Annotated in this window: 23 protein-coding genes; 13 read left to right on the top strand and 10 right to left on the bottom strand. The window is 54.0% G+C overall.

What is annotated here, in order from left to right; all coding sequences use genetic code 11:
• Positions 1–105: 105 nt before the first annotated feature.
• Positions 106–1,158 (bottom strand): alpha/beta hydrolase, encoded by a 1,053-nt coding sequence (locus AC6HVW_RS21860; protein ID WP_186486996.1) that lies wholly within the window; start codon positions 1,156–1,158, stop codon positions 106–108.
• 209 nt (positions 1,159–1,367) lie between these two features.
• Here AC6HVW_RS21860 and AC6HVW_RS21855 point away from each other — a divergent pair, with 209 nt between their 5' ends.
• The 7 genes from AC6HVW_RS21855 (at position 1,368) to AC6HVW_RS21825 (ending at position 7,994) form a co-directional block, all read left to right on the top strand.
• The gene (locus AC6HVW_RS21855) at positions 1,368–2,057 is read left to right on the top strand and encodes a heavy metal response regulator transcription factor (protein ID WP_071681222.1); all 690 of its coding nucleotides are present in this window, start codon (positions 1,368–1,370) and stop codon (positions 2,055–2,057) included.
• Between the two features lie 15 nt (positions 2,058–2,072).
• Positions 2,073–3,530: a heavy metal sensor histidine kinase gene (locus tag AC6HVW_RS21850; protein ID WP_071681242.1), complete on the top strand. Its 1,458-nt coding sequence runs from the start codon at positions 2,073–2,075 to the stop codon at positions 3,528–3,530.
• 68 nt (positions 3,531–3,598) lie between these two features.
• Positions 3,599–4,078: a (R)-mandelonitrile lyase gene (locus AC6HVW_RS21845; protein ID WP_059199948.1), complete on the top strand. Its 480-nt coding sequence runs from the start codon at positions 3,599–3,601 to the stop codon at positions 4,076–4,078.
• Positions 4,056–4,820: a carboxymuconolactone decarboxylase family protein gene (locus AC6HVW_RS21840; RefSeq protein WP_071681221.1), complete on the top strand. Its 765-nt coding sequence runs from the start codon at positions 4,056–4,058 to the stop codon at positions 4,818–4,820. The genes AC6HVW_RS21845 and AC6HVW_RS21840 overlap by 23 nt, the downstream gene beginning before the upstream one ends.
• Positions 4,821–4,936: 116 nt before the next feature.
• A complete protein-coding gene (locus tag AC6HVW_RS21835; protein ID WP_071681220.1) occupies positions 4,937–6,001 on the top strand; it encodes an alpha/beta hydrolase in 1,065 nt (354 codons plus the stop codon).
• A gap of 125 nt (positions 6,002–6,126) precedes the next feature.
• Positions 6,127–6,978: an aldo/keto reductase gene (locus AC6HVW_RS21830; RefSeq protein WP_071681219.1), complete on the top strand. Its 852-nt coding sequence runs from the start codon at positions 6,127–6,129 to the stop codon at positions 6,976–6,978.
• A gap of 26 nt (positions 6,979–7,004) precedes the next feature.
• Positions 7,005–7,994 carry an aldo/keto reductase gene (locus tag AC6HVW_RS21825; RefSeq protein WP_071681218.1) on the top strand — a complete coding sequence of 330 codons (990 nt, stop codon included), beginning with the start codon at positions 7,005–7,007 and terminating at the stop codon, positions 7,992–7,994.
• 34 nt (positions 7,995–8,028) lie between these two features.
• Here AC6HVW_RS21825 and AC6HVW_RS21820 read toward each other — a convergent pair whose 3' ends face one another.
• Complete coding sequence (locus AC6HVW_RS21820; protein WP_071681217.1) at positions 8,029–8,922, bottom strand: LysR family transcriptional regulator; 894 nt, start codon at positions 8,920–8,922, stop codon at positions 8,029–8,031.
• Positions 8,923–9,332: 410 nt separating this feature from the next.
• On the opposite strand from AC6HVW_RS21820, the gene AC6HVW_RS21815 reads away from it, so the two are divergent.
• Both AC6HVW_RS21815 and AC6HVW_RS21810 read left to right on the top strand, forming a co-directional pair.
• Positions 9,333–9,656, top strand: a complete 324-nt coding sequence (locus AC6HVW_RS21815; protein ID WP_071681216.1) for a DUF3302 domain-containing protein — start codon at positions 9,333–9,335, stop codon at positions 9,654–9,656.
• A gap of 4 nt (positions 9,657–9,660) precedes the next feature.
• Entirely contained in the window at positions 9,661–10,797 is a 1,137-nt protein-coding gene (locus tag AC6HVW_RS21810) for an HlyD family secretion protein (protein ID WP_071681215.1), read from the top strand.
• Between the two features lie 99 nt (positions 10,798–10,896).
• Here AC6HVW_RS21810 and AC6HVW_RS21805 read toward each other — a convergent pair whose 3' ends face one another.
• A complete protein-coding gene (locus tag AC6HVW_RS21805; protein ID WP_071681214.1) occupies positions 10,897–11,682 on the bottom strand; it encodes a glycoside hydrolase family 16 protein in 786 nt (261 codons plus the stop codon).
• Between the two features lie 229 nt (positions 11,683–11,911).
• On the opposite strand from AC6HVW_RS21805, the gene AC6HVW_RS21800 reads away from it, so the two are divergent.
• The 3 genes from AC6HVW_RS21800 (at position 11,912) to AC6HVW_RS21790 (ending at position 14,691) form a co-directional block, all read left to right on the top strand.
• On the top strand, positions 11,912–12,484 hold the full coding sequence (locus AC6HVW_RS21800) for a DUF1349 domain-containing protein (RefSeq protein ID WP_071681213.1): 573 nt from the start codon (positions 11,912–11,914) through the stop codon (positions 12,482–12,484).
• A 307-nt stretch (positions 12,485–12,791) separates the two neighbouring features.
• The gene (locus AC6HVW_RS21795) at positions 12,792–13,049 is read left to right on the top strand and encodes a YjhX family toxin (RefSeq protein WP_024483657.1); all 258 of its coding nucleotides are present in this window, start codon (positions 12,792–12,794) and stop codon (positions 13,047–13,049) included.
• 10 nt (positions 13,050–13,059) lie between these two features.
• Positions 13,060–14,691 (top strand): class I SAM-dependent methyltransferase, encoded by a 1,632-nt coding sequence (locus AC6HVW_RS21790; protein ID WP_497569666.1) that lies wholly within the window; start codon positions 13,060–13,062, stop codon positions 14,689–14,691.
• 94 nt (positions 14,692–14,785) lie between these two features.
• Here the strand turns inward: AC6HVW_RS21790 and proA are convergent, their stop codons facing one another.
• The 5 genes from proA to gpt all read right to left on the bottom strand — a co-directional run bounded on the left by proA (position 14,786) and on the right by gpt (position 19,597).
• Positions 14,786–16,039, bottom strand: coding sequence for a glutamate-5-semialdehyde dehydrogenase (gene proA, locus AC6HVW_RS21785; protein ID WP_186486994.1), 1,254 nt, complete (start codon positions 16,037–16,039; stop codon positions 14,786–14,788).
• Between the two features lie 9 nt (positions 16,040–16,048).
• A complete protein-coding gene (gene proB, locus AC6HVW_RS21780; protein ID WP_024483654.1) occupies positions 16,049–17,152 on the bottom strand; it encodes a glutamate 5-kinase in 1,104 nt (367 codons plus the stop codon).
• 109 nt (positions 17,153–17,261) lie between these two features.
• Positions 17,262–17,663, bottom strand: a complete 402-nt coding sequence (gene crl / locus AC6HVW_RS21775) for a sigma factor-binding protein Crl (protein ID WP_071681210.1) — start codon at positions 17,661–17,663, stop codon at positions 17,262–17,264.
• A 60-nt stretch (positions 17,664–17,723) separates the two neighbouring features.
• On the bottom strand, positions 17,724–18,971 hold the full coding sequence (gene frsA, locus AC6HVW_RS21770; RefSeq protein WP_021805587.1) for an esterase FrsA: 1,248 nt from the start codon (positions 18,969–18,971) through the stop codon (positions 17,724–17,726).
• 167 nt (positions 18,972–19,138) lie between these two features.
• On the bottom strand, positions 19,139–19,597 hold the full coding sequence (gpt, locus tag AC6HVW_RS21765; RefSeq protein WP_021805588.1) for a xanthine phosphoribosyltransferase: 459 nt from the start codon (positions 19,595–19,597) through the stop codon (positions 19,139–19,141).
• Between the two features lie 336 nt (positions 19,598–19,933).
• Between gpt and pepD the strand changes: the two genes are divergently transcribed.
• Positions 19,934–21,394, top strand: a complete 1,461-nt coding sequence (gene pepD, locus AC6HVW_RS21760) for a beta-Ala-His dipeptidase (protein ID WP_059199932.1) — start codon at positions 19,934–19,936, stop codon at positions 21,392–21,394.
• A 38-nt stretch (positions 21,395–21,432) separates the two neighbouring features.
• Here pepD and AC6HVW_RS21755 read toward each other — a convergent pair whose 3' ends face one another.
• Positions 21,433–22,446 carry an MFS transporter gene (locus tag AC6HVW_RS21755; RefSeq protein WP_497569665.1) on the bottom strand — a complete coding sequence of 338 codons (1,014 nt, stop codon included), beginning with the start codon at positions 22,444–22,446 and terminating at the stop codon, positions 21,433–21,435.
• 90 nt (positions 22,447–22,536) lie between these two features.
• A complete protein-coding gene (gene dinB, locus AC6HVW_RS21750; RefSeq protein WP_497569664.1) occupies positions 22,537–23,595 on the bottom strand; it encodes a DNA polymerase IV in 1,059 nt (352 codons plus the stop codon).
• Between the last annotated feature and the right edge of the window lie 445 nt (positions 23,596–24,040).

Here is a 24,040-nt window from a genome sequence, read left to right as displayed (position 1 = left end):
TCTATCCGTGATTATCTCACTGCCTTTACCCGCTAAGATAAGTTCATCTGCAAGCGTGGCCAGTGCGCTAATGGCACTGGCCACGCAAATGACTAAAACCGCCGGTTAAATGTTTTTATCGAAGAAGGTATCAAGCTGCTTCATCGCCTGATCGACATAGCGTGGAACCCAGTAGGTTTCGATATGCGTCGCTCCATCGATGAGGTACAGCCGTTTGTTTTTCGTACCGGTAGCCTTGCTGAACGCCCTTTCTGTCATGTATAGCGAATCCGCCTTGGTGCCTGCCATCATCAGCAGCGGCTGGTTGATAAGATCCATGTTGCTTTGCGCATCAAAGCTCATCAAATCGAGCAGGCTGCTCAGGGTATAGCGGAAGGTAGAATTCGGATGCGCATGCGTTTTGCCATAATACTCAAAGCCTTGGCGATACAACTCAAACGGCAGTTTGGCAATTTGCTCATCGGTGAGTTTGGCATCTCCCGTATAGGTAATTTCACCACCGGCGGCTTCTTTGGCGCGAGCCTCTGAGGCCTGCTGCAAGCGTTCCTGGATCGTCGACAGTTGGGAGTCCTGATAACCATTACGCCGCACCAGCCCGGAGTCAAACATGCTCAACGTCGCCAGCGCTTTAAATCGCTTATCGGTCTGGGCGGCTTTTAATGAATAACCGCCGCCGCCGCAGATGCCAAGCAGACCGAGACGTTGCGCATCTACGCCAGGATACTGGCTGAGGTAGTCGGCCATGCCGTGAATATCCTCAATGCGGTTGGCGGGTTTATCAACGCTGCGAGGCATCCCACCGCTGGCTCCCTGGTAAGCCGCATCGGCGGAGATGGTGATGTAACCCTGTTCTGCCAGCCGCTGGGCATATAACCCGGCGACTTGCTCTTTAACACCGCCATTAGGATGCGCAACCACCACCGCCGGGTATTTTTTGGCAGGATCGTAGTTGGCAGGGGTGTAGACATTGGCCGCGATCTGAATGCCGTGAAGGTCATATTTCACCGGATGGATATTGACCTTGCCCTGGACGTTGCTGGTGATGGCACCTTGATACGTCAGGGTAAACGGATTCTGTCGGTAATCGGCAGCATAGGCGCTGGCTGCAATGCCCGTCATCGCCGTTAGCAGCATGGCGTTTAATAGCGTGAATTTCATTTTCATCTCCCAAATAGGTAAAGGCTCACGGAATGGATAATGTCTGACCAGCTTAGGGAGGCAGGGCTGTCAGCATCATGACGGGCACATAACAATTTTGTCATTTAGACCGGTGGGTTAACTGACAGAAATGTCAGAAAAATGTCAGGTAAACGATGGCAATGAAGCGTTAATATCGTTCTACCCCTGGCCGAAAAAGGAACCATTGAATGCGACTTTTATTAGTGGAGGACGAAGAAAAAACCTCGTCTTACCTTAGCCGTGCGCTAGGGGAATCAGGCTTTACCGTGGATGTCTCCGCCGATGGCGCAGAAGGCCTGCACTACGCGCTGGAATATGACTACGACGCCATCATCCTCGATGTCATGCTACCGGGCATAGACGGCTATCGGGTGCTGGAAGTCCTGCGCGCCAGCAAGCAAACACCCGTGCTCATGCTTTCAGCCCGGGGCTCGGTGGATGAGCGCGTCAAGGGGTTGCGTCTTGGCGCTGATGATTATCTGCCCAAACCTTTTTCACTGATTGAACTGGTTGCCCGTATCCAGGCTTTGGTCCGCCGGCGTAAAACTGACGGAGCGGATATTACGCAACTGCAAATCCACGATCTCCATCTGGATCTGCTGGCTCGCCGGGTATTCCGCAGCGGGCTCCGGCTGGAGCTCACTGCCAAAGAGTTTTCCCTGCTAAGCCTGTTAGCACGGCACCAGGGCGAAATCCTGTCAAAGATGATGATTGCCGAGCAGGTCTGGGATATGAACTTCGACAGTGACGCCAACGTCGTTGAGGTCGCGATAAAGCGCCTGCGTGCCAAGATTGATGCACCGTTCGAGGTCAGGTTGCTGCATACCGTGCGCGGTATGGGCTATGTCCTGGAAGTCAGACCTGACTCCCAAAGCTAGATGAAGGTGAAAAACATGTTCAAGCGCTCCATCTCTGGGCATCTGGCCTTGATGTTTGCCTTGTGCGCCGTGCTGCTGATCTCCGCAGTCGGTTTCCTGCTGAGGAGTTCACTGCATGACTCTTTGCAAAAGCAAATGCACAACGAACTGCTGTTCCGTGAGTCTCTTATGAGCCCTTGGATCACCACTCGCACCTCTTCCGAGGGCTGGCCCGCCCTCGCGCACAAGTTTACCGATCTGGCCAGTTCCGAAGGTGAGCGAGTTCGTTACTGGATCGTCAGTGACAATCCCCGTTTTAGCGTGGGGGGGCCACCTCCCGTGGGGGCCGACTGGTCCTCTCTTGGCGAGGGTTTCAATAAAATACCAGGGGCATCAGAGGACGCCTGCTCCCTTTTCCTGCTGGTGAAAACCCTCCCTGCCAATGGTGCAAGACCGGAATTGCGCTATGTCGTTGCCATCGACTCCACGCCCTACATGGGCACACTGGATGCGTTTACCCGCACGCTGCTGATCATTACTGCGTTAGGCGTGTTGATTATTGCCTTGCTGGGTTATGCCATTTCAAGGATTGGTCTACGCCCGCTGGAAGCATTGAGTAGCCAGGCACAGCATCTGGCTCCGGGAGGCCACACTCAGCGCCTGGATACCGCCGCGTTACCCAAAGAACTGCAACAACTGGCCTCTTCGTTTAACGGCGTACTGGAACGGCAGGAGATCGCCTGGCGGCAGCTTGAGAGCTTTAACGCCGATGTAGCCCATGAATTACGCACGCCATTGACGAACCTGATTGGCCAGACACAGTTGGGGTTATCCCGCAGACGCTCACGCGAGGAGCTTGAAGAGTTACTCGGCTCAAATCTGGAGGAACTCGAACGGATGACGTCCATCGTCAACGATATGCTGTTCCTGTCACATGCTCACGCAGGTGTTCATGCCTCCCAGCTAACGCCGGTTTCTTTACGGGAAGAGACGCTTAAGACGGCGGAATATGTTGAACCTTCATTGGCGGAAAAACAGCTTACCTTGCGGGTGAAAGGAGACGTGCACGCCCATATTGACCGGCGGTTGTTCCATCGTTCACTGGCCAATCTGCTGGAAAACAGTGCCAGACATTCACCGCCCCAAAGCACCATTACGGTCCGCTTAAGCGAAAAGGATAATCTGGCCTGGGTCGCCGTTTCAAATCCCGGCGATCCCATTGAGCCTGCACATCTAGATCGTCTGTTCGAACGTTTTTATCGCGTGGACGCTTCACGTGCTAAAAGCGACACCCACCATGGCCTCGGATTATCAATCGTACAAGCGGTAGCCATTATGCACCAGGGAGGCGTATTCGCACTCAGCGAGAACGGCATCAATACCTTTGGGCTTACTTTTGCTTTGCCAGCGACCCGGCAGCTATCCCTCGATTCCGATGGAGAAAAATCGTTACCCATAACACCTGACAAAATTGTCAGGAGCTCGTCAGCCTGACGACATCGGGCCCTGGCTAGAATCATCGCGACACAGCATCCACTTTATTGACTAACAGGACGCATCGCATGATTGGAAAAATGAGTTATCTCGGGCTATTACTACCGCTCATCACTTTTTCTTCCCTGGCGCAGGAGCCAAACGCTTCAGTGCACATCGCTCCCGCCGGGAGCCAGAACCCGGTATATGGCCCGGCGGAGAATTTTACCGGGCGTGTCCGGGTTGATCCGTTATTCCGTGCAGATGACAACATCAGCGTTTCCGCGGCTTATGTCACCTTTGAACCGGGCGCACGTTCGGCCTGGCACACTCACCCGGCAGGCCAGCGGCTTATTGTGACCTCCGGCCTAGGCTTGACCCAGCAACAAGGCCAGCCGGTACAGATGATTCACCCTGGCGATGTGGTGGCCTGTCCACCAGGCGTTAAACATTGGCATGGCGCCGCCCCTGGTAGCGCCATGACGCATCTGGCGGTAACCGGGATTGTGGCAGGTAACAGCGTTCAGTGGATGGAAAAGGTGACCGATGAACAATATCTCGCGCATTAAAACACTCGCCGTTGCGGCTGGCTTGTTGCTCAGCGTCAGTATGACGTCGAGTGCCGCCCCCGTAGCCCAAGGAGCATCAGACATGAATCATCAACACCCGGTGTCGGAAACGTTATCCGCACGTCAGCAAGCCATCCCCTTGATAGCCGCGTTTATGGCAAGCAGCAACATGGCAAAACTTAATGCTGCGCTTAATCAGGGGCTGGACGATGGGATGACAATCAACGAAACCAAAGAAATCCTCATTCAGCTCTACGCCTATACCGGCTTTCCCCGCAGTCTCAATGCGTTAAATGAACTGATGAAGGTGGTTGAGGCACGTAAACAACGTGGCATCAACGATGCTGAGGGCGCGGTTCCTGTCAGCCCTGTCCCCGTCGGTGATGAGCTCCTTCGCGTGGGTATCGCTAACCAGACCAAAATCTCCGGTGCACCGGTTCAAGGCCCGCTTTTTGAGTTCGCTCCGGTAATTAACCGGTTCCTGCAGACGCATTTGTTCGGCGATATTTTTGCCCGTGACAATCTGGACTGGCAAAGCCGTGAACTGGCAACGGTCGGCGCATTGGCGGCCACGCCTGGCGTGGAAGCACAATTATTGTCACATATGCGCGCCAGCCTGCGCGTCGGGCTAACGGCGGGGCAACTACGTCAGCTTGCGCAAGTGCTGCGCGAGCACGGTGAAAATGATGCCGCGACACGGGCTGAACTTGCGCTTGTGCAAGCACTGGCTAACGTGAAGTAGCAAGGGTTGTTCAGTCCGATTAATGAGCGCCACAGATAAGGGCATTCAGGGGGGCTTAACAATCCTCTGGATCAACTCAGCTATGATGGTGGTGCAAATACATAGAGGAAATAGCCTTGAAGACACTATTGAAAACGCTGGTATTCTGCATGATGGCGGGCGGCCTTGTTGCCCAGCCTGTTTATGCCGAACCGCTGGTGATTAAAGAACAAGGAAGCTTTTCTGCCGGTGGCACAATCATGACTGCACCGGGGAAATTTGACGCCAAAAAACCTCTGGAGCCTGCTGGCCAGACTTATCACGGCGATCACGCCGCCGTATTTTATCAAATCCCGGAAAACCCGCATAAATATCCGCTGATCATGCTGCATGGTGCGGGGCAGTTCTCCCGCACCTGGGAAAGCACGCCGGATGGCCGCGAAGGCTTTCAAAATATTTTCCTGCGCCGCGGTTTCTCCACTTATCTGGTCGATCAACCACGTCGAGGTGGCGCCGGGCGCACCACGGTTGAAGGTACCGTGACGCCAAAACCGGATGAGCAGATGTGGTTCAATCAGTTCCGCATCGGTGTCTGGCCGGACTATTTCAAAGACGTGCAGTTTTCTCACGATCCGGCAACGCTGGATCAGTATTTCCGCCAGATGACGCCGAACACCGGGCCTTTTGATATCAACGTTATCGCCGATGCCATGTCGGCGGTGGTGGATAAAACCGGCCCGGCCATTCTGTTTACCCACTCGCAGGGCGGCGGGCCAGGCTGGTATACCGCAATCAAAAACAGCAAGGTGAAAGCCATCGTGGCCTTTGAACCGGGCAGCAGCTTCGTCTTCCCTGAAAATGAACTGCCTGCACCGATGCCCAGCGCGTTCGATACGCTGAAAGGTGAACCCGTGCCGATGGATCAGTTTATGGCGCTGACCAAAATCCCGATCCTGATTTTTTACGGCGATAACATTCCTGATAAACCCGTCGCCATGCCCGCGCAGGACAGTTGGCGTGTCCGGCTGGCTATGGCCCGCCAGTGGCGCGACGTGGTCAATAAGCACGGTGGTGATGTTACGGTGATCCATTTGCCTGAGATCGGCATCAAAGGGAACACCCACTTCCCCTTCTCAGACCTGAATAATGTCCAGATTGCCGACCAGGTCAGCCAACTACTGCAAACTAAAAATCTGCAGTAGCACAACCAGCAGGGTTCATTCGCTTATTAATGAATCCTGCTAATTAACCCTAGCGAATTACTCCCTCTAATCAAATAAATCACTCTGCGTTAAGCTTTTCTCACACCACAGTGAAGGGTAACGTCATGCAAACAGTCACACTGAACAACGGTATTACCATGCCCCTGGTGGGCTTTGGCGTCTTCCAGATGACGGATGCCGCAGAGTGCGAGCGCGCCGTTCTTGACGCCATCGAAATCGGTTATCGGCTGATCGATACCGCAGCTTCCTACCAGAATGAAACGCAGGTCGGCAACGCCCTTAAGCAAAGCGGCATTGCACGCGACCAGCTGTTTATCACCACCAAACTCTGGTTGCAGGACACCAGCTATGAAGGCGCAAAAGCGCAATTTGAACGCTCACTCAATCGCCTGCAATTGGACTATGTCGATCTTTATCTGATCCACCAGCCCTACGGGGATGTTCATGGCGCGTGGCGTGCTATGGAGGAGTTGCACCAGGCGGGGAAAATTCGCGCTATTGGCGTCAGCAATTTCCATCCGGATCGCCTGGCCGACCTTATCGCCTATAACCAAGTGACGCCAGCGGTCAATCAAATTGAAGTAAACCCGTTCAACCAACAGTTGCACGCGGTGCCGTGGATGCAGAGCCGTGGCATTCAGCCTGAGGCCTGGGCCCCTTTCGCGGAGGGCAAAAATGGTCTGTTCCAGCATCCGCTATTAGCCACTATTGGCGCAAAGTACGGCAAAAGCGTGGGTCAGGTGGTGTTGCGCTGGATCTTCCAACGCGGCATCGTTTCACTGGCTAAATCGGTACGTCAATCCCGGATGGCAGAGAACATCAACATCCTGGACTTCGAACTCAGCCCAGACGATATGCTGCAAATTACCGCCCTCGACACCGCGACCAGCGCTTTCTTCTCGCATCGCGATCCGGCGATGGTGGAATGGCTCACCGGCCGCAAACTCGACGTTTAACGACGTAAAATAGGAGGAACTCCCGAATGCAAACACGTTATCTCGGTAAGTCCGGGCTGGAAGTGTCAGCGCTGGGCCTGGGCTGTATGGGGTTGAGCTACGGCTATGGCCCGGCAACGGATACGCGTCAGGCCATCGAACTGATCCGCGCAGCCGTTGAGCGTGGCGTGACGTTTTTCGATACCGCCGAAGTCTATGGCCCGTATCTGAATGAAGAAGTGGTCGGCGAAGCCTTAAAACCCCTGCGCGATCGGGTCGTTATCGCCACTAAATTTGGCTTTACCTTTGGTGATGACAACAAACAGCAGATTTTAAACAGCCGCCCAGAGCACATCCGCCAGGCGGTGGAAGGTTCACTGCGCAGGCTCAAAACCGACGTGATCGATCTGCTGTATCAACACCGCGTCGATCCCGATGTGCCCATTGAAGACGTTGCGGGCACCGTGAAAGATCTGATTGCTGAAGGCAAGGTCAAACACTTTGGCATGTCAGAGGCAAGCGTGCAAACCATTCGGCGCGCTCATGCGGTACAGCCGGTTACCGCCCTACAGAGTGAATACTCAATGTGGTGGCGCCAGCCTGAGCAGGAAATTCTGCCGGTGCTGGAAGAGTTAGGTATTGGGTTCGTGCCATTCAGCCCATTGGGCAAAGGCTTTTTGACCGGAGCCATCAAGGCCGGCACGACGTTCGGTGAAGATGATTTCCGCAGCAAGGTGCCACGTTTTGCCGCAGAGGCGCTGGAAGCGAATGAGCAGTTGGTCAGCCTGCTGACAATACTTGCTGCAGAGAAAGGCGTAACGTCAGCGCAAATTGCTTTAGCCTGGCTACTGGCACAAAAACCGTGGATTGTGCCCATCCCAGGGACAACCAAACTGCATCGGCTGGAAGAGAATCTGGGGGCTGCAGATCTCATTCTTTCCCAGAATGATTTGCTCAAGATTACTCAAGCGCTGGAGAAGGTGAAAATCGTGGGCGAACGTTATCCGGCCGCCTTACAGGCACGCGTGGGTCGTTAAGGTTTACTCAGGCTTGCGGTTGCCCGCAAGCCATTCAATCACCATGGCGCAACGCATCAATCAACAGAGCAAACGCCGGAGGATGCTGCTTTCTACTTGGGTAGTAGAGGTAGTAGCCCGGGAAAGAGGGGCACCACTCTTGCAGCACCTGAATAAGTTCTCCAGATTTGACCAAGCCCTGGACCATATCCTCTGGCACGCAGACCAGGCCAAACCCTGACAGCGCTGCGTCGATTCTTTCCGACAACAGATTCAACGTCAGTTGGCCCTCGACCCTGACGCGCAGCGGCTTACCGGCTTTCTCAAACTCCCAGTGATATAAACCGCCTGCGGTAGGTAAACGCATATTAATGCACTTATGATCTTGCAGTTCATGTGGTGTCTGCGGAATGCTGTTGGTGGCGAAATACGCTGGCGCGCCCACCACCACCATACGCATCTCCGGGCCGATCTTCACGGCAACCATGTCCTTATCGACGCTTTCGCCAAGGCGTATTCCGGCATCGAAACGCCCATCCACAATATCGATAAACCCGTTATCTACCACCAGCTCAACGTTGATTTCCGGGTATTGCCGTAGAAATGGCTTTAGCTTTGGCCATAGCAGGCTGCGCACCGCATGCTCGCCCGCCGAAAGCCGGATATTACCGGAAGCGGAACCATTCAGTTGAACGAGGGCTTCCAACTCCTGTTCAAGGTCTGCAATACGGGGTTCGAGACAGGCAATGATCCGCTCGCCCGCCTCCGTGGGGGCAACGCTGCGGGTGGTTCTAGTTAGCAGCCGCAGGTTTAAACGCTCCTCCAGCGCCTTTATAGCGTGGCTGAGTGCAGACTGTGAAACACCCAGCTTACCCGCCGCTTTGGTAAAACTTCTCTCCCTTGCCACGACGAGAAAAACCTGTAGCTCATTGAAGTTTTCTTTCAGCATGCGTATTCCCTTGGTTGACGTAACTCTTGCCAGTTCGCACAGAACTTATGAAATGGGTTCATAGACACTACCATTTTAGCCCCGTTACCGACAAAGGTTGCTGATAACTCACCAACAAAAATGTTCTCATACCGCCAGATTTTTTGGATGGTGCTATATTTTATGAACTGACCCTCACTTGCGAGATGACATATGAAAAAACATCCTTTTAGCGTCGCTGTAGGTGTTTTATCTCCCCACATGTCATTTTCGGTCGGTACTGCCAAAGTAGATGAAAAATATCATTACTCTTAAATTATTACCCACTACGGTCAATGACAACCTACTAATACACGCCTAACAGACGCGGAAGCGCAACCAACAATGCTCTTACCTTATCCGTCGGGCTCGTTTGCTTAGCCGAGGCCACCATGTTCCTAAATTACTTTGCGTTAGGCGTACTCATTGTTGTCTTCCTCGTCATTTTTTACGGGATCATTATTCTCCATGACATTCCTTATCTGATTGCAAAAGCACGCAATCATCCGCATGCAGACGCCATCCATGTTGCGGGTTGGGTCAGTTTGTTTACTCTGCATGTGATATGGCCCTTTTTATGGATATGGGCCACGTTGTATCGCCCAGAGCGCGGTTGGGGCATGCAAGGCCAGCAAGATCCATTTGCCCGTTTAGAGCAAAGAATAACCGAGCTGGAACAAAGCATCAGCGAAACCAAAACACCTTCTGCGGAGTAACTCCATGGACTTGCTCATTATTCTTACCTATGTCGCGTTGGCCTATGGCATATTCAAAATATTTAAAATCCCGGTAAACAAATGGACGGTCCCAACCGCAGCATTGGGTGGCGTTGTTTTAGTGGGCGCTCTGATTTTATTAATGAATTATAACCACCCCTATACTTTTCAAGCGCAAAAGGCCGTGGTTTCCATTCCCATCACACCGCAGGTGACTGGCATTGTCAGTGAGGTTACTGATAAGCAGAATACCTTTATAAAAAAAGGTGAGGTACTTTTTAAAATAGAGCCCACGCGATACCAGGCGCGTGTCGATAGATTACAGGCCGATTTAATGACGGCAATCCATAGCATCCAGGTGCTCCAAGGGCAATTAGATGAAGCCGTCGCCCATACCTCGGGGATCATTGCCGAACGCGATCGTTTATATAAAGACTACCAGCGCTATCTTAGAGGGAGCCGGGCCAAGGTAAACCCGTTCTCCGAAAGCGATATTGATAACGCCAGACAAAATTTTCTGGCACAGGATGCGCTGGTGAAAAGTTCATTGGCTGAACAGGCACAGATTAAAAGCCAGTTAAACAGCGTCGTCAACGGAGAACAGTCGCAGATTGTCAGCCTCCGGGCCCAGTTAACGGAAGCCAAATACAATCTCGACCAGACCGTGGTTCGCGCCCCCAGTAATGGTTATGTAACCCAGGTGCTTATCCGCCCAGGAACTTACGCGGCGGCGTTGCCACTGCGCCCGGTAATGGTGTTTATCCCGCAGCAAAAACGGCAAATCGTCGCGCAATTCAGACAAAATTCGCTGTTACGCCTGACATCGGGCGATCAAGCCGAGATCGTCTTCAATGCGCTACCTGGCCAGGTATTTCAGGGGAGGCTGACCAGCATACTTCCCGTCGTTCCCAGCGGAACGTACCAGGCGCAGGGGACCCTGCAATCATTGAGCATGATACCGGGTTCCGATGGCGTGCTGGCGGTGATTGAGTTAGAGCCGAATGCGGATGTTGATGCTTTGCCAGATGGGATATTTGCCCAGGTGGCGGTGTATTCCGACCACTTTACCCATGTTTCCGTGATGCGTAAGGTGCTGCTGCGCATGACAAGCTGGATGCACTATCTCTATCTTGATCATTGATCCCGTGTGGCCGAATGGGCAGCAAGAGCGGACCTTGTTGCAGCACTGGTTTCAACACTGGCAAACCACGCCCTGAGGACAGGGCGAGGGGGCTTGGCTTCACAAGTCGTTATTGCGGAATCCGGCAACATAGTCGATAAAGAAACGCATATTTTCTGCGTTGCGATTTTCAAGATCATACAGATTTAACATCAGCTGCATTTCATAATCGGGTGATTGATTGATGGTTTTCACTTTTCGATCATTGATAAAGAAATCAATCTGGTTTTCCGTCCATGCAATGGCGTAAGTATTGAATTGAGTGACATCAATCTCAACAGGCTCCTCATAGAACTCTTCTCTAATGCGGGTATCACCAAAGGGGTGAACCCCATAACCAATCAGAGAGTAGCCGTCACGGATATTCTTACCCTTAAGCTCGAAGAGGCAAATCTCCGCAGACCGCTCGGGAAGATCTTCATAACCGATCATCCAGAGTGCAGCGACATTGTTTGCTGCAATAGGGCATTTGGCTCGCAGTTCGAAATAGCCATACTTTGGCAGATATTTTTTCTCAGCCACCTGTGCTTGACGCACCCGGCAGTCTGGCGAAAAGCGATGCTGACCCAGTAGTGACCCCTCCGGGCCAGAGTAAACACCCGTCTGCAGAGAAGACACTCTGACTTCCCCATTAAACTCCGGGCACCAGGGTTGTTGATCTTGCTCGATATTAAGTGAAAAGCCGTCTTCAGAAAACTCGAATCTCGGTGAGGATAACTCCCGGCTACTCCACTGCGGCAGATAATAGGGAAGCCAGTGCGACTCGAGATAACCGCGATCAAACCCATCATAAAATTCCAGCTGGTATCTTTTCCCGTCAATGATTTTTTGGTTTGCAACTTTCATCACTATCCACCTGAAATATAATAATATTGCTTCAGAGTTTATCTATTGGTTAAAAATGCCGTTTCGGTTAACCAATGGGCGATAATGATAGCGATAGTCCGATTTATGACGCTGATCTGGCTCATCATCTCGTAGAAAGACGATGGGCTTTGGGGAAGTCATTGTATCAACAAAGGCGTAAACTGATTTCCGGTAGACAAACGTGTATTTTTTGCCCCTGGGAGGCTTGATGCTTGATTCCTTTTACTGGATTAATGAACCTGAACAATGGCAGTGCGATCACGGTAAGTTAAGCGTTGTCACAAATGACAAAACCGACTTCTGGCAAAAAACCTGGTACGGGTTTGAGCGTTTTTCAGGGCACATCTTCGCCACCGACGTCATTGAAGACTTCACTTTTCAGGTAAAGGTCTGCGCGGACTTCACCACGCTGTATGACCAGGCCGGGATCATGTTCATGATCGATGACCAGCACTGGCTTAAAGCCGGTATTGAGTTTAACGACGGTGCACCCGCAATAGGCAGCGTGCTGACGCTGGAGAACTCAGACTGGGCAACCGGCACCTTTGCGGGGGATCCACGTGAGTTCTGGCTTCGCTTGACCCGCAAAGGCAACAGCTTGCGATTACAGTACTCAATGGAGGGTCATCACTGGCCGCTGCTACGCTTATGTTTCTTTCCGCAAGGCGCAGCGAAAATCGGTGTGATGTGCTGCACGCCTGAACGTCGTGGGTTATCGGTGGACTTCCTGAATATCACGCTGACTCCACCGGTGGATAAAGCCTTGCATGACCTAAGCTAATCGTTCGAGTCTATGCGATTCAGTATGCTGGATCGCCTTCACTGCCCACGCGACAACATTAACGCTGATGTATCAAGGATCACACTTTTCAGTGCCAGCTTATTCCCATACAAATAATGTGTGTTACTATTCCCGCCGTAAAACCCTTTCAACTCATACCGAGGCTTTGATGCTGGAGAATGTAATCATCCGATAGTCAGCTTCCCGACCTTTTCAGGCCGGACTGATTATCAATGCGCCGAAATCGAATGCGGACACCGCTGGGTGTTTGCACGTTTTGCACATGATGATTAACAGGTTTTTCAGCATGAATTTATCCCGTCAGGAACAACGTACCTTACACGTTCTCGCCAAAGGTGGACGTATTGCGCACGTCCGCGATACATCAGGCCGCGTCACCTCCGTTGAATGCTACAGCCGCGAAGGGCTGCTGCTCAGCGACTGCACGCTAGCCGTATTCAAAAAACTCAAAACCAAAAAGCTGATCAAGTCCGTCAATGGACAACCGTACCGCATCAATACCAGCGGGCTGAACAACGTTCGCGCCCAGTTGGACAACCGCTAAGGAGAGTGTGATGGACATCAACACGATTATTTCTGGCTCCCACCCCATAAAACTGTCGCCAGATGAAAGCAAAATCCCCTGGGACGATCCAGCGTTTAGCCAGCGCATGTTGGAGAACCACTTGTCACAGGAGCACAATTGGGCCAGCCGGAAGCTACCGGTCATTGAACGGCAGGTGGCATGGATCGCCAGCCAGCTCCCAGCAGGCGCACACATTCTCGATCTCGGTTGTGGCCCTGGCTTTTACACCCATATGCTTGCAGAGCAGGGCTTTCGCTGTACCGGCGTGGATTTCTCTCCGGCATCTATCATCTATGCCCGTCAGCAGGCAGAGGCGGCAGGATTAGACATTGAGTATCTGCAACAAGATGTACGGGTGTACTCCCCGGAGAACCGGTTCGATTTCATCATGATGACCTTTGGAGAACTGAATGTCTTCAGCGCGGTGGACGCCCGCACCTTACTTAGCCGTTGTGCGCAGTGGTTAGTTCCAGAAGGCAAGCTGCTGGCAGAAGTACATACCTTTGATGAAGTAAAGCGTCAGGGCATGGCTGCACCGAGCTGGCAACGCTGTCCGCAGGGGCTGTTTCTCGCCAGACCTCACTTGCTGTTGACGGAACACACCTGGGATGAAACGGCGCAAACCAGCTCAACCTTATTCTGGGCCATCGACGAAAATGGTGACACCGCGCGTTTTGGGAACCAAATGACGGCCTGGCACGATGAAGAATATCTCCGCCTGATCGGTGATAACGGCCTCACCGTGATCCCCGGGCCGGATAGTACAGCATGGCCAGCCAGCGAAACGTTCGAAGGAAAGCTGATTGTCCTGCTGGCAGAAAAAGCGATGACAGCAACCTCTGAAACGACACAAATCAATGAAAGGAATTCTGCATTGGATATCCCACGTATTTTCACTATCTGCGAAAGTGCTCACCGCATTCATAACCCGTTCACACCCGAGAAGTACGCCACTCTCGGCGCAGTGCTACGTATGGAACCGGGCGCGCGAGTGCTCGACCTCGGCAGCGGTTCGGGGGAGATGCTCTGCACCTGGGCACGCGATTACAACATCATCGGTACTGGTATCGACATGAGTCCGTTATTTACTCAACAGGCCAAACTGCGCGCAGAGGAACTCGGTGTCACCGAACGCGTCGAGTTTATCCATAACGACGCTGCCGGTTACGTAGCCGATGAAAAATGTGACGTGGCAGCCTGCGTCGGTGCCACCTGGATTGCTGGAGGCGTCGCCGGGACTATCGAGCTGCTGGCTAAAAGCCTCAAGCCTGGCGGGATCATCCTTATCGGTGAACCTTACTGGCGTCTGTTACCGCCGACGGAAGATATCGCCAAAGAGTGTGGTGCTACTGCCCTCTCCGACTTTCTCCTCCTGGCAGATCTTGTCACATCTTTCGACACGCTCGGTTACGACGTCGTAGAAATGGTGTTGGCAAATCAGGAAGGTTGGGACAGGTACGTCGCGGCCATGTGGCTGACGATGCACCGATGGTTGGAGGCAAACCCCGATGACGACATGGCGGAGGAAGTCCGGACGCAGTTGACGACAGCGCCTAAACGCCACGTGACGTACACGCGTGAATACCTTGGCTGGGGAGTATTTGCGTTGATGGCTCGATGATCAAAAGCTGCGAGTGAGCCGATAGTCAGAAACAACAAGGGCGCAGTATCTACACACTGCGCCCAAAACATCGTTTAAATCTGGCTATCGAAACCTAGCTGCGCACCAAATCGTCGCCGTAGCCAATCCACTTATAGGTGGTCAGCGCATCCAGCCCCATCGGGCCGCGGGCGTGCAGTTTCTGGGTGCTGACCGCAACTTCTGCGCCCAAACCAAACTGGCCGCCGTCGGTAAAGCGGGTGCTGGCGTTGACGTATACCGCAGAGGAATCCACCGCACGGACAAAATACTCGGCGTTGCTTAGCGAGCGAGTCAGAATGGCATCGGAATGGCTGGTGCCGTGGGTGCGGATGTGATCGATGGCCTGATCGATATCATCCACCAGCGTCACGTTCAAATCCAACGATAGCCACTCGTCATCGTAATCTTCTGCGGCCACCGCAACCACCTTCGCTGGCCCTTCCTGCAACAACGGCATGGCATTATCGCTGGCGTGCAACGTTACCCCTACGGCGGCCATACGCGCGCTCAGCGCAGGCAGGAAGCTGTTAGCGATGGTGCGGTTAACCAGCAGGGTTTCGACCGAGTTACAGGCGCTTGGCCGCTGTATCTTGGCGTTTTCGATGACCGTCAGCGCCTTGTCGTAGTCTACGCTGTCGTCTACATAGATATGGCACACGCCGATACCACCGGTGATCACCGGGATGGTCGATTGCTCGCGGCATAGCTTATGCAGCCCGGCACCGCCCCGTGGGATCAGCATGTCGACATAACGATCCATTCGCAGCAGTTCATTCACCAGTTCACGATCCGGGCTTTCGATCGCCTGCACCGCCGCCGCTGGCAGCCCGCACTGTTCCAGCGCCTGCTGGATCACTTTCACCGTCGCCTGATTGGTATGGTGAGTCTCTTTACCGCCGCGCAAGATCACCGCATTACCGGTTTTCAAACACAGGCTGGCGACGTCGATGGTGACGTTGGGGCGCGCTTCATAGATCACGCCAATCACCCCGAGCGGCACACGGCGGCGCTCCAGCTTCAGGCCGCTGTCCAGCAGATTGCCGTCCAGCACGTGGCCAACCGGATCGCTCAGGCGGCAGACCTGGCGCACATCGTTGGCGATCGCCGCCAGACGCGCTGGAGTCAACAACAGACGATCCAACAGGGCTTCAGTCATCCCGGTGGCACGCGCCTGCGCCATATCCTGCTCATTCGCCTGTAGAATTTCCTCGCTGCGGGCTTCCAACATGTCGGCCATCACCGCCAACACCTGGTTCTTTTTCGCCGTGCTCAGTACCGCCAACTGCCAGGAAGCCTGTTTGGCGGCTTTCCCCATTTGCTCGAGCATGTTCACTCCTTAACTTACGATCATATCGTCGCGATGCACGGCCACCGGGCCATATTCATAGCCCAGGATCTCGCTGATTTGCTGCGAGTGGTGCCCGGCAATCATGCGCATGGCATCGCTGTTATAACGGCTGACGCCATGAGCCAGATCGCGCCCCGCCAGATTGCGGATGCGGATCACCTCACCACGTGAGAAATCACCTTTAACATCGCGGATACCCTTCGGCAGCAGTGAACTGCCACGGGCCATCATCGCTTCTACCGCTCCATCGTCAACGGTGATCTCGCCCGCAGGCGGTGCACCAAAGATCCAGCGTTTGCGGTTCTCCAACGGGGTTTCCAGCGCATGGAAGCGAGTGCCCACCGGGTTGCCTTCAATCACATCTGCCACTACGCCCGGCTTGCTACCGGCAGCGATAATGACATCAATGCCCGCACGACAGGCCACATCGGCGGCCTGTAGCTTGGTACCCATGCCACCGGTACCCAAACCGGAAACGCTGTCACCGGCAATGGCTCTCAGCGCATCGTCAACGCCATGCACTTCGCGGATCAGCTCAGCTTCCGGGTTATTGCGCGGGTCAGCGGTATATAAGCCCTGCTGATCGGTCAGCAGCAGCAGTTTATCGGCCCCAGCCAAAATGGCAGCCAGTGCAGACAGGTTATCGTTGTCGCCGACTTTGATTTCTGCGGTGGCAACCGCGTCGTTCTCATTAATCACCGGGACAATGCGGTTATCCAGCAGCGCGGTCATGGTGTCACGCGCGTTGAGGAAGCGCTCGCGGTCTTCCAGATCGGCACGCGTCAGCAGCATCTGCCCGATATGAATGCCATAGATTGAGAACAGCTGTTCCCACAGCTGGATCAGCCGGCTCTGCCCCACCGCCGCCAGCAACTGCTTGGAAGCGATGGTGGCGGGCAGTTCGGGGTAGCCCAAGTGTTCACGCCCGGCAGCAATCGCCCCGGAGGTAACAATAACAATGCGGTGGCCCGCTGCATGTTGCTGGGCGCATTGGCGCACCAGTTCGACAATATGGGCACGGTTCAGACGCAGCGAACCGCCGGTCAACACGCTGGTGCCCAATTTCACAACCAATGTCTGGCTGCCGTTCATAATAGTTCTGCCGTTGGAGTTAAAAGGAATGCATGACGTTGTAACAGGAGAGACGCGTTATGCCAACAGGCACAACGCGATTTCGGCGTAAATTTGCGGGGGAATTGATTTAGGCGGAGAGTTTTATCGGCTGCTCGATGAAATCATCGGCGGGTTCCAGCTTCAGCTCCATGGTGGCCAGCAGTTCACCCAGGCGACGATGGAACACGCGCAGCGTGCTTTCCAGCTTCTCTTTCACTTCAGCATCTTTAATCTTTTCCTCGTTCCAACGCCCTTCCTTGTCAAATAGACCAAAGTGGTAGCTATAGGTGAAGCGGGAATTATCGGCCTGCAGTTCGATCCACCAGCCCCAGAACTCACGTTTTTCCGGCGCTGGCTTGACGTTGACGCAGACCGCCAGGCAGTCAAAGAAAAAGCGGTCGTTCTCACATTGCCCTTCGCGCAGGTACGGCCCCAGGCTGGCAAAGCGTTTCATTAGTCGGCTTTTAGGGTGGCCACTCGGTAGCGTCATTTTTCAACCTCCACAATGTAGTCCACCCTTTTTAACAAACTGTTAAAAATTAGCAACTAGTTAGCGCATTTTATCTCTTAGCCAATCACAAATTTGCAGTAAGGATTGATGGAAACTCTGATAAACCGGCGTACGCGGGATGGCGATCAGTTTGCCGCTCAGCGAAGAAGACGCGATCAGCTGCGACTCTTCTTTGGGGCTAAGCGGATCCTCATCCCAATAGGCGGCCAGCATCGGCGTTGGGCAACGGCGGCCCAACAGCCCCTGGGTTTTCAGGGAATAACGGTTCAACTCGGTTTTCAGCACGCTGTCAGAAGCGTTGGCCATACCCATGCGGCTAGCCAGCACGTCCATATACATATCCGGCACGTGGTCCTGGCATTTCAACTCACACAGCAGGCTATGCACCACCGGCCCAACGCAGGCCACACCGCGCAAACGCTGCGATTCCAGATAGGCCAGGCGTACCGCCACGTTGGCACCAAAGCGGAAGCCGAAGGCGCTGACACGCGTATGGTCAACCCAAGGCACGGAAGGCAGTTGAGCCAACACCTGCTGATGCAGGAAGCTGGAGTCTTGCGTCAGCTTCCACTTATAGGATGAACCGATGGACGGCATATCGATGGTCAGCATCGCAATGCCGTGCGGCGCCAGATAATCACGGAACAGGCGGTGGTAATCGGTCTGCAAGGTATCCAGGCTGCCGCACATCAGTACCGTTGGATACGGCGCCTGGCCGTTATCTGGCATATGCAGGAAGCCGGTGATGGAACTGCCGCCCTCAATGGCGAACTCCAGCTCTTTTAGCTGGTACGGCAGCAGCAATGCGGCTTCTTCATAGGCGCGATTGGAGAGCACCTCTGCCTGTTCGGCCAGCTCATCCCCTTTCAGATGCGGATAACCGGCAATGCTGTAGAGATTGGCGGCATTGAGCCAATACTGCCCGCCGACCAGCGGATCTTGTTGCTCTAATGCCCGCTGCTGCCACAGCATCCCCTGGCGCACCCATTCGTAGATCCAGTTGCCGTTTCGGTAACCGACCACGGTATCCAGCAGGTGATCGTCGCTATGCTCTGCGTTGGAGGCAGCAATGCGCGCCAACACTTCGCTGATTTCCAACGGATCGGTGCCGCGCCAGGTCCACAGCAGATGATTGAGCATGCGATACCAGTTGCCATCGGTGTCCCCTTCCAAGGCGGAGTGCATATCGGCACCTACCGCATGATGGGCACGGGTGACTAACGTCGAGGTTTCGACATGTTTAAATGAAGGTTTGAACAGTACTTCGGAAAGGTTGGCCTGTGCCATGGTAACAACAGCCTCCTGAGACTTACATCAAGGCTTGAATAGCCGGGATATCTAGGTGCTAGTGTACCTAACTCTGGGGGTAGAAGGCGGGGAATTTACCGAATTTGACGAAACCGCTGCATAAACAACAACGCCCGGTATTGCCGGGCGTTTGAAGCAGGGGCTGATTAACGGCCGCCGATCGGTGGCACGAAGGTCACCGCCATATCCCAAGGCTGCTCGATCCAGGTGTCCTGCGGGATATCAACCACGTAATCGTCAACCAGCGGGCGGCCAGCAGGCTTGGCGAAGATGGTCACGAAATGGGCTTTCGGGTACATGTCGCGGATCGCTTTGGCGGTGCCGCCGGTATCCACTAAATCGTCAACCACGATAAAGCCTTCACCATCGCCCTCGGCGCGCTTGAGCACCTTCATTTCGCGTTGGTTGTCATGGTCATAGCTGGAGATGCAGACGGTATCCACATAACGGATGCTCAACTCACGTGCCAGCAGTGAAGCAGGCACCAGGCCGCCACGGCTTACGGCAATGATGCCTTTCCATTGATCGGCAGGCAGCAGGCGGTGAGCCAGTTTGCGCGCTTGCATTTGCAACATATCCCAGGTAACAACGTATTTTTCGCTCATAGAATGGTGTCCCAGCCAGCAATGATGTGGCTTACTCAGTAGTTCAGGGGGAAAAAAGGTTGCGCGAGATTATAGAGACTGCGCGCCACGAATACCAGTTGAACCGAGGCGTTGATGCGTTTTTCCTGTGAATATCTTTGTGACGAGCCGCGTGGCTTATCTGAGCAACCGCCCGTAAAACGGGGAGTCCAAGCCGATAAACAGCGTTATGCGGGGCGCGCACAGCCGCAAATAAAATGATATTCTCAGGCTCACGTGCCTGAAGCACAGATAGCCACTCACCCTAACCGCACAGCATTCACTCCCTGCTGAAAATGCTGTCACAGGAGACTTATAGTGTCTGAATTGTCTCAACTTTCGCCACAGCCGCTGTGGGATATTTTTGCCAAGATCTGCTCAATCCCACACCCTTCTTACCATGAAGAAGCGTTAGCGCAGCACATCCTCGACTGGGCCAAAGAAAAGAACCTGCATGCCGAGCGCGACCAGGTCGGCAATATTCTGCTGCGCAAGCCTGCCACCAAAGGTATGGAAAATCGCAAGCCGGTGGCTCTGCAAGCGCACCTGGATATGGTGCCGCAGAAGAACAACGATACGGTTCACGATTTCACCAAAGACCCGATCCAGCCTTATATCGACGGCGAATGGATCAAGGCTCGCGGTACCACGCTGGGTGCCGACAACGGCATCGGTATGGCGTCTGCGCTGGCGGTGCTGGCCGATGACAGCGTAGAGCATGGCCCACTGGAAGTCCTGCTGACCATGACGGAAGAAGCCGGTATGGACGGTGCCTTTGGCCTGCAGCCAAACTGGTTACAAGCCGACATCCTGATCAACACCGACTCCGAAGAGGAAGGCGAAATCTACATGGGCTGCGCCGGGGGGATCGATTTCATCACCACCCTGCCGCTGCAACGTGAAGCACTGCCAGCCGGTTACCAAACGCTGAAGCTGACCCTGAAAGGGTTGAAAGGCGGCCACTCCGGTGCCGATATCCATCACGGCCTGGGCAACGCCAACAAGCTGCTGGCCCGTTTCCTGTTTGCCCACACGCCAGAGCTGAACCTGCGCCTGCTGGAGCTGAACGGCGGTACGCTGCGTAATGCCATCCCACGTGAAGCCTCTGCCGTAGTAGCCGTTCCGGCCGCCAAAGCCGATGCGCTGAAAACCCTGAGCCAGCAGTTCCTGGCTACGCTGCAAAACGAACTGTCTGCCAAAGAGAAGAATATTACCGTTCTGCTCGAGCCAGCCACCACCGCTTTGCAGGCACTCACCGCAGATAGCCAGAGCCGCTTTGTGGCACTGCTCAACGGTACCCCTAACGGCGTGATCCGCATGAGCGACGAAGTAAAAGGCGTGGTAGAAACTTCGCTGAACGTCGGCGTGGTGACCACCAGCGAGCATGAAGCCGAGATCATTTGCCTGATCCGCTCCCTGATCGACAGCGGTAAAGACTATGTGGTGGATATGCTAACCGCAGTGGGCCAACTGGCCAACGCCAAAGTGGCACCGAAAGGCGGCTACCCAGGCTGGCAGCCAGATGCTAACTCGCCGGTGATGCAACTGGTACGTGAAACCTACCAGAAGCTGTTCAACAAGACGCCGAACATCATGGTGATCCACGCCGGGCTGGAGTGTGGTTTGTTCAAGAAGCCTTACCCACAGATGGATATGGTGTCGATTGGGCCGACCATCACCGGGCCTCACTCGCCGGATGAGCAAGTGCATATCGCCAGCGTTGGCCAATACTGGACGCTGCTGACCGCCCTGCTGAAAGCTATTCCTGAGCGCGGGTAATGATGTTGGGCCCAGTTCAACTCTGGGCCCATTTTTCGTTATGACAGCTGTTCTTCCCGCTTCAGATTACCGTTGATTTCATTCATCTGCGACTGTATCAACGCCGCGCTAACCGGTGGTAACAAGAAAGCAAACAGGATAATCAGCCAGGTTTTATACCTTGCGGTTTGCCCATGGCTTTCAATAATGGTGCGTAGATTATCGTTAAGCGTGGAAAATATCGCCGGCGTGACAAAGGCGGTAACAAAAGCCGACCATCCAGCCCCTCTAGGCGTTAGCAAAGCCGCAGATTGGGTGTAATTTCTGATCTCCCCGTGGATTTTTACCAGCCAGTAAATATTGTAAAACGGCACCAAAAAAAGCAGGAAAGTCACGGCAGGATCGCGGTATTTAATCGGCTGTGGTATTGCTTGCCGCACCGGCGGTTCGCAATTAAATAAACAGGCCTTAAGCGGCAGCAGGAACAGTGTCCCGATAATGACGGGGACCGATAACAGGGTAAAGAAATACTCAGGGCTGGAAAATAACCGCTCAATATCAAAAAGCCATCCGGCTATAGCCATCATGGATGAGCCAAACACCATTTTTAGCGTCACCATCAGGCCAAATGACAGCACAAATGCCTCTACGCTGCCAACTGCCCCTGCGATAAAGGCCGGAACGATCAGCATGATAGCCCCTAGCCCCATCCCTATCAGGATCTCTCCCGTTATCATCAAAACGTGATTGCTGGTATGAAAGCAGAACAAAAACAGGCCAAACAAATACAGCCCGCTAAAGAGATACAGCAAATAATAGCTTTTCATCCGGCTGGCCATCCAGGCCAACAAGGCTCCAAACAGCATGCCAACCTGTTGTAATCCCACTGCGACTCCAATCATCGAGATCGGTAAATCTGCGGTTTGCCGGATATAGAGTGCCGAATAGGCATTAAAGAGATATTGGCTAATAACAATCGCGGTGAAATAAACAACCAGGCCCCAAAATCGATAGCTGCTTTGTAAATCGGCCCATGTCCATCTTGTGACCGATTTTTGCTGAATCACGTCCATTTTTCACTCTTCCCGTTGAATGTCTTAATCCCAAAGAACCGGCAACGATTGTACCTACGGTTGTGCATTTAAACACACCCGATTTTACTATCACCACGTCAGTACCAGTTGCCGCTCCAACTGAGGATCGAGCAGCGTTACGTGCAGGCCAACCAGGCGCACACCACGCCCTTCCCTCCGCTCCTGCCATGCCTGGCGGGCCACGTTGAGCAAGTCCTCAATATTGAGCACCGGCCAAACGTGCTCCTGGGTGGTTTGCTGGAAATCCTGGAACTTCAGCTTCACTCCCTGGCGGGCGATATGCAGATCCGGTTTGACCTTGCGCAGCCGCATTTCCAGCTCGGGGTAGAGCTTTTCAACGATCAACGCCTCGCAATCTTCCCACTCATGAATATCGGCCACCAACGTTCGCTCAACCCCTACCGATTTACGTAAACGATCGGGAGACACCTCACGCTCATCGATACCCTGGCAGCGTTCCCACAGCACCCGGCCAAATTTGCCGAAGCGCTTTAACAAATCGGCCAGATTATAGTTCTGCACATCGGCGCAGGTGATTAGCCCCACCTCTTCCAACCGTTTGGCGGTGACCTTGCCCACGCCGGGGATTTTACTCAGCGGCAGTTGCTGCAAGAAAGCGGGCACCTGCGCCGGTGTGATGACGTATTGGCCGTTTGGCTTGTTCAACTCGGAGGCGATTTTGGCGAGGAATTTGATCGGGGCAATGCCCGCCGAGGCGGGCAGGTTCAATTCAGCAGCAATTTCCTGGCGGATCTGTTGGGCAATCAGGGTGGCGGAGCCGTTGCATTGGGTGCTGTTGGTCACGTCCAGATAGGCTTCATCCAGAGAGAGCGGTTCTATCAGCGGGGTATAGCGGGCAAAGATTTCACGGATATGCAGCGAGGCTTCTTTATAGGCCGCCATGCGGCCCGGTAATAGCGTCAAATGCGGGCACAGCTTGAGCGCCGTGGCGGTCGGCATGGCGCTATGCACGCCATAACGGCGCGCCGGGTAGTTGGCGGTGCTGATCACACCACGCCGATCGGCGCTGGCACCGATAGCCAGCGGGATATCGCGCAGGCTGGGGTTGTCGCGCATTTCTACCGCTGCGAAGAAGCAGTCCATATCGACATGAATGATTTTACGCATCGCGCCTCCAATAATACTGTATAAGTATACAGCCAATTATTAAAAGCTCAATATGGAGAGTGTAGACTAGTGACGCCCCTCACCCTAACCCTCTCCCACAGGGAGAGGGGACCGAACGTGCCACAAATTAGCTCCGGCACCTGACCGCAACTCCGGACTAGCCCCCTCTCCCCAAACAAGTGTTCATGAGGTACTCGGTATGTACATTGGGAGAGGGGGCCGAACGTGCCGCAAATTAGCTCCGGCACCTGACCGCAACTCCGCACTAGCCCCCCTCCCCCCAAACAAGTGTTCATGAGGTACTCGGTATGTACATTGGGAGAGGGGACCGAACGTGCCACAAATTAGCTCCGGCACCTGACCGCAACTCCGGACTAGCCTCCCTCCCCCCAAACAAGTGTTCATGAGGTACTCGGTATGTACATTGGGAGAGGGGACAGAACGT

This window comes from Serratia sp. NCCP-200, assembly GCF_059697885.1.
The sequence above is the reverse complement of the archived record's forward strand: the minus strand, read 5'-3'. Positions and strand labels throughout refer to the sequence as shown.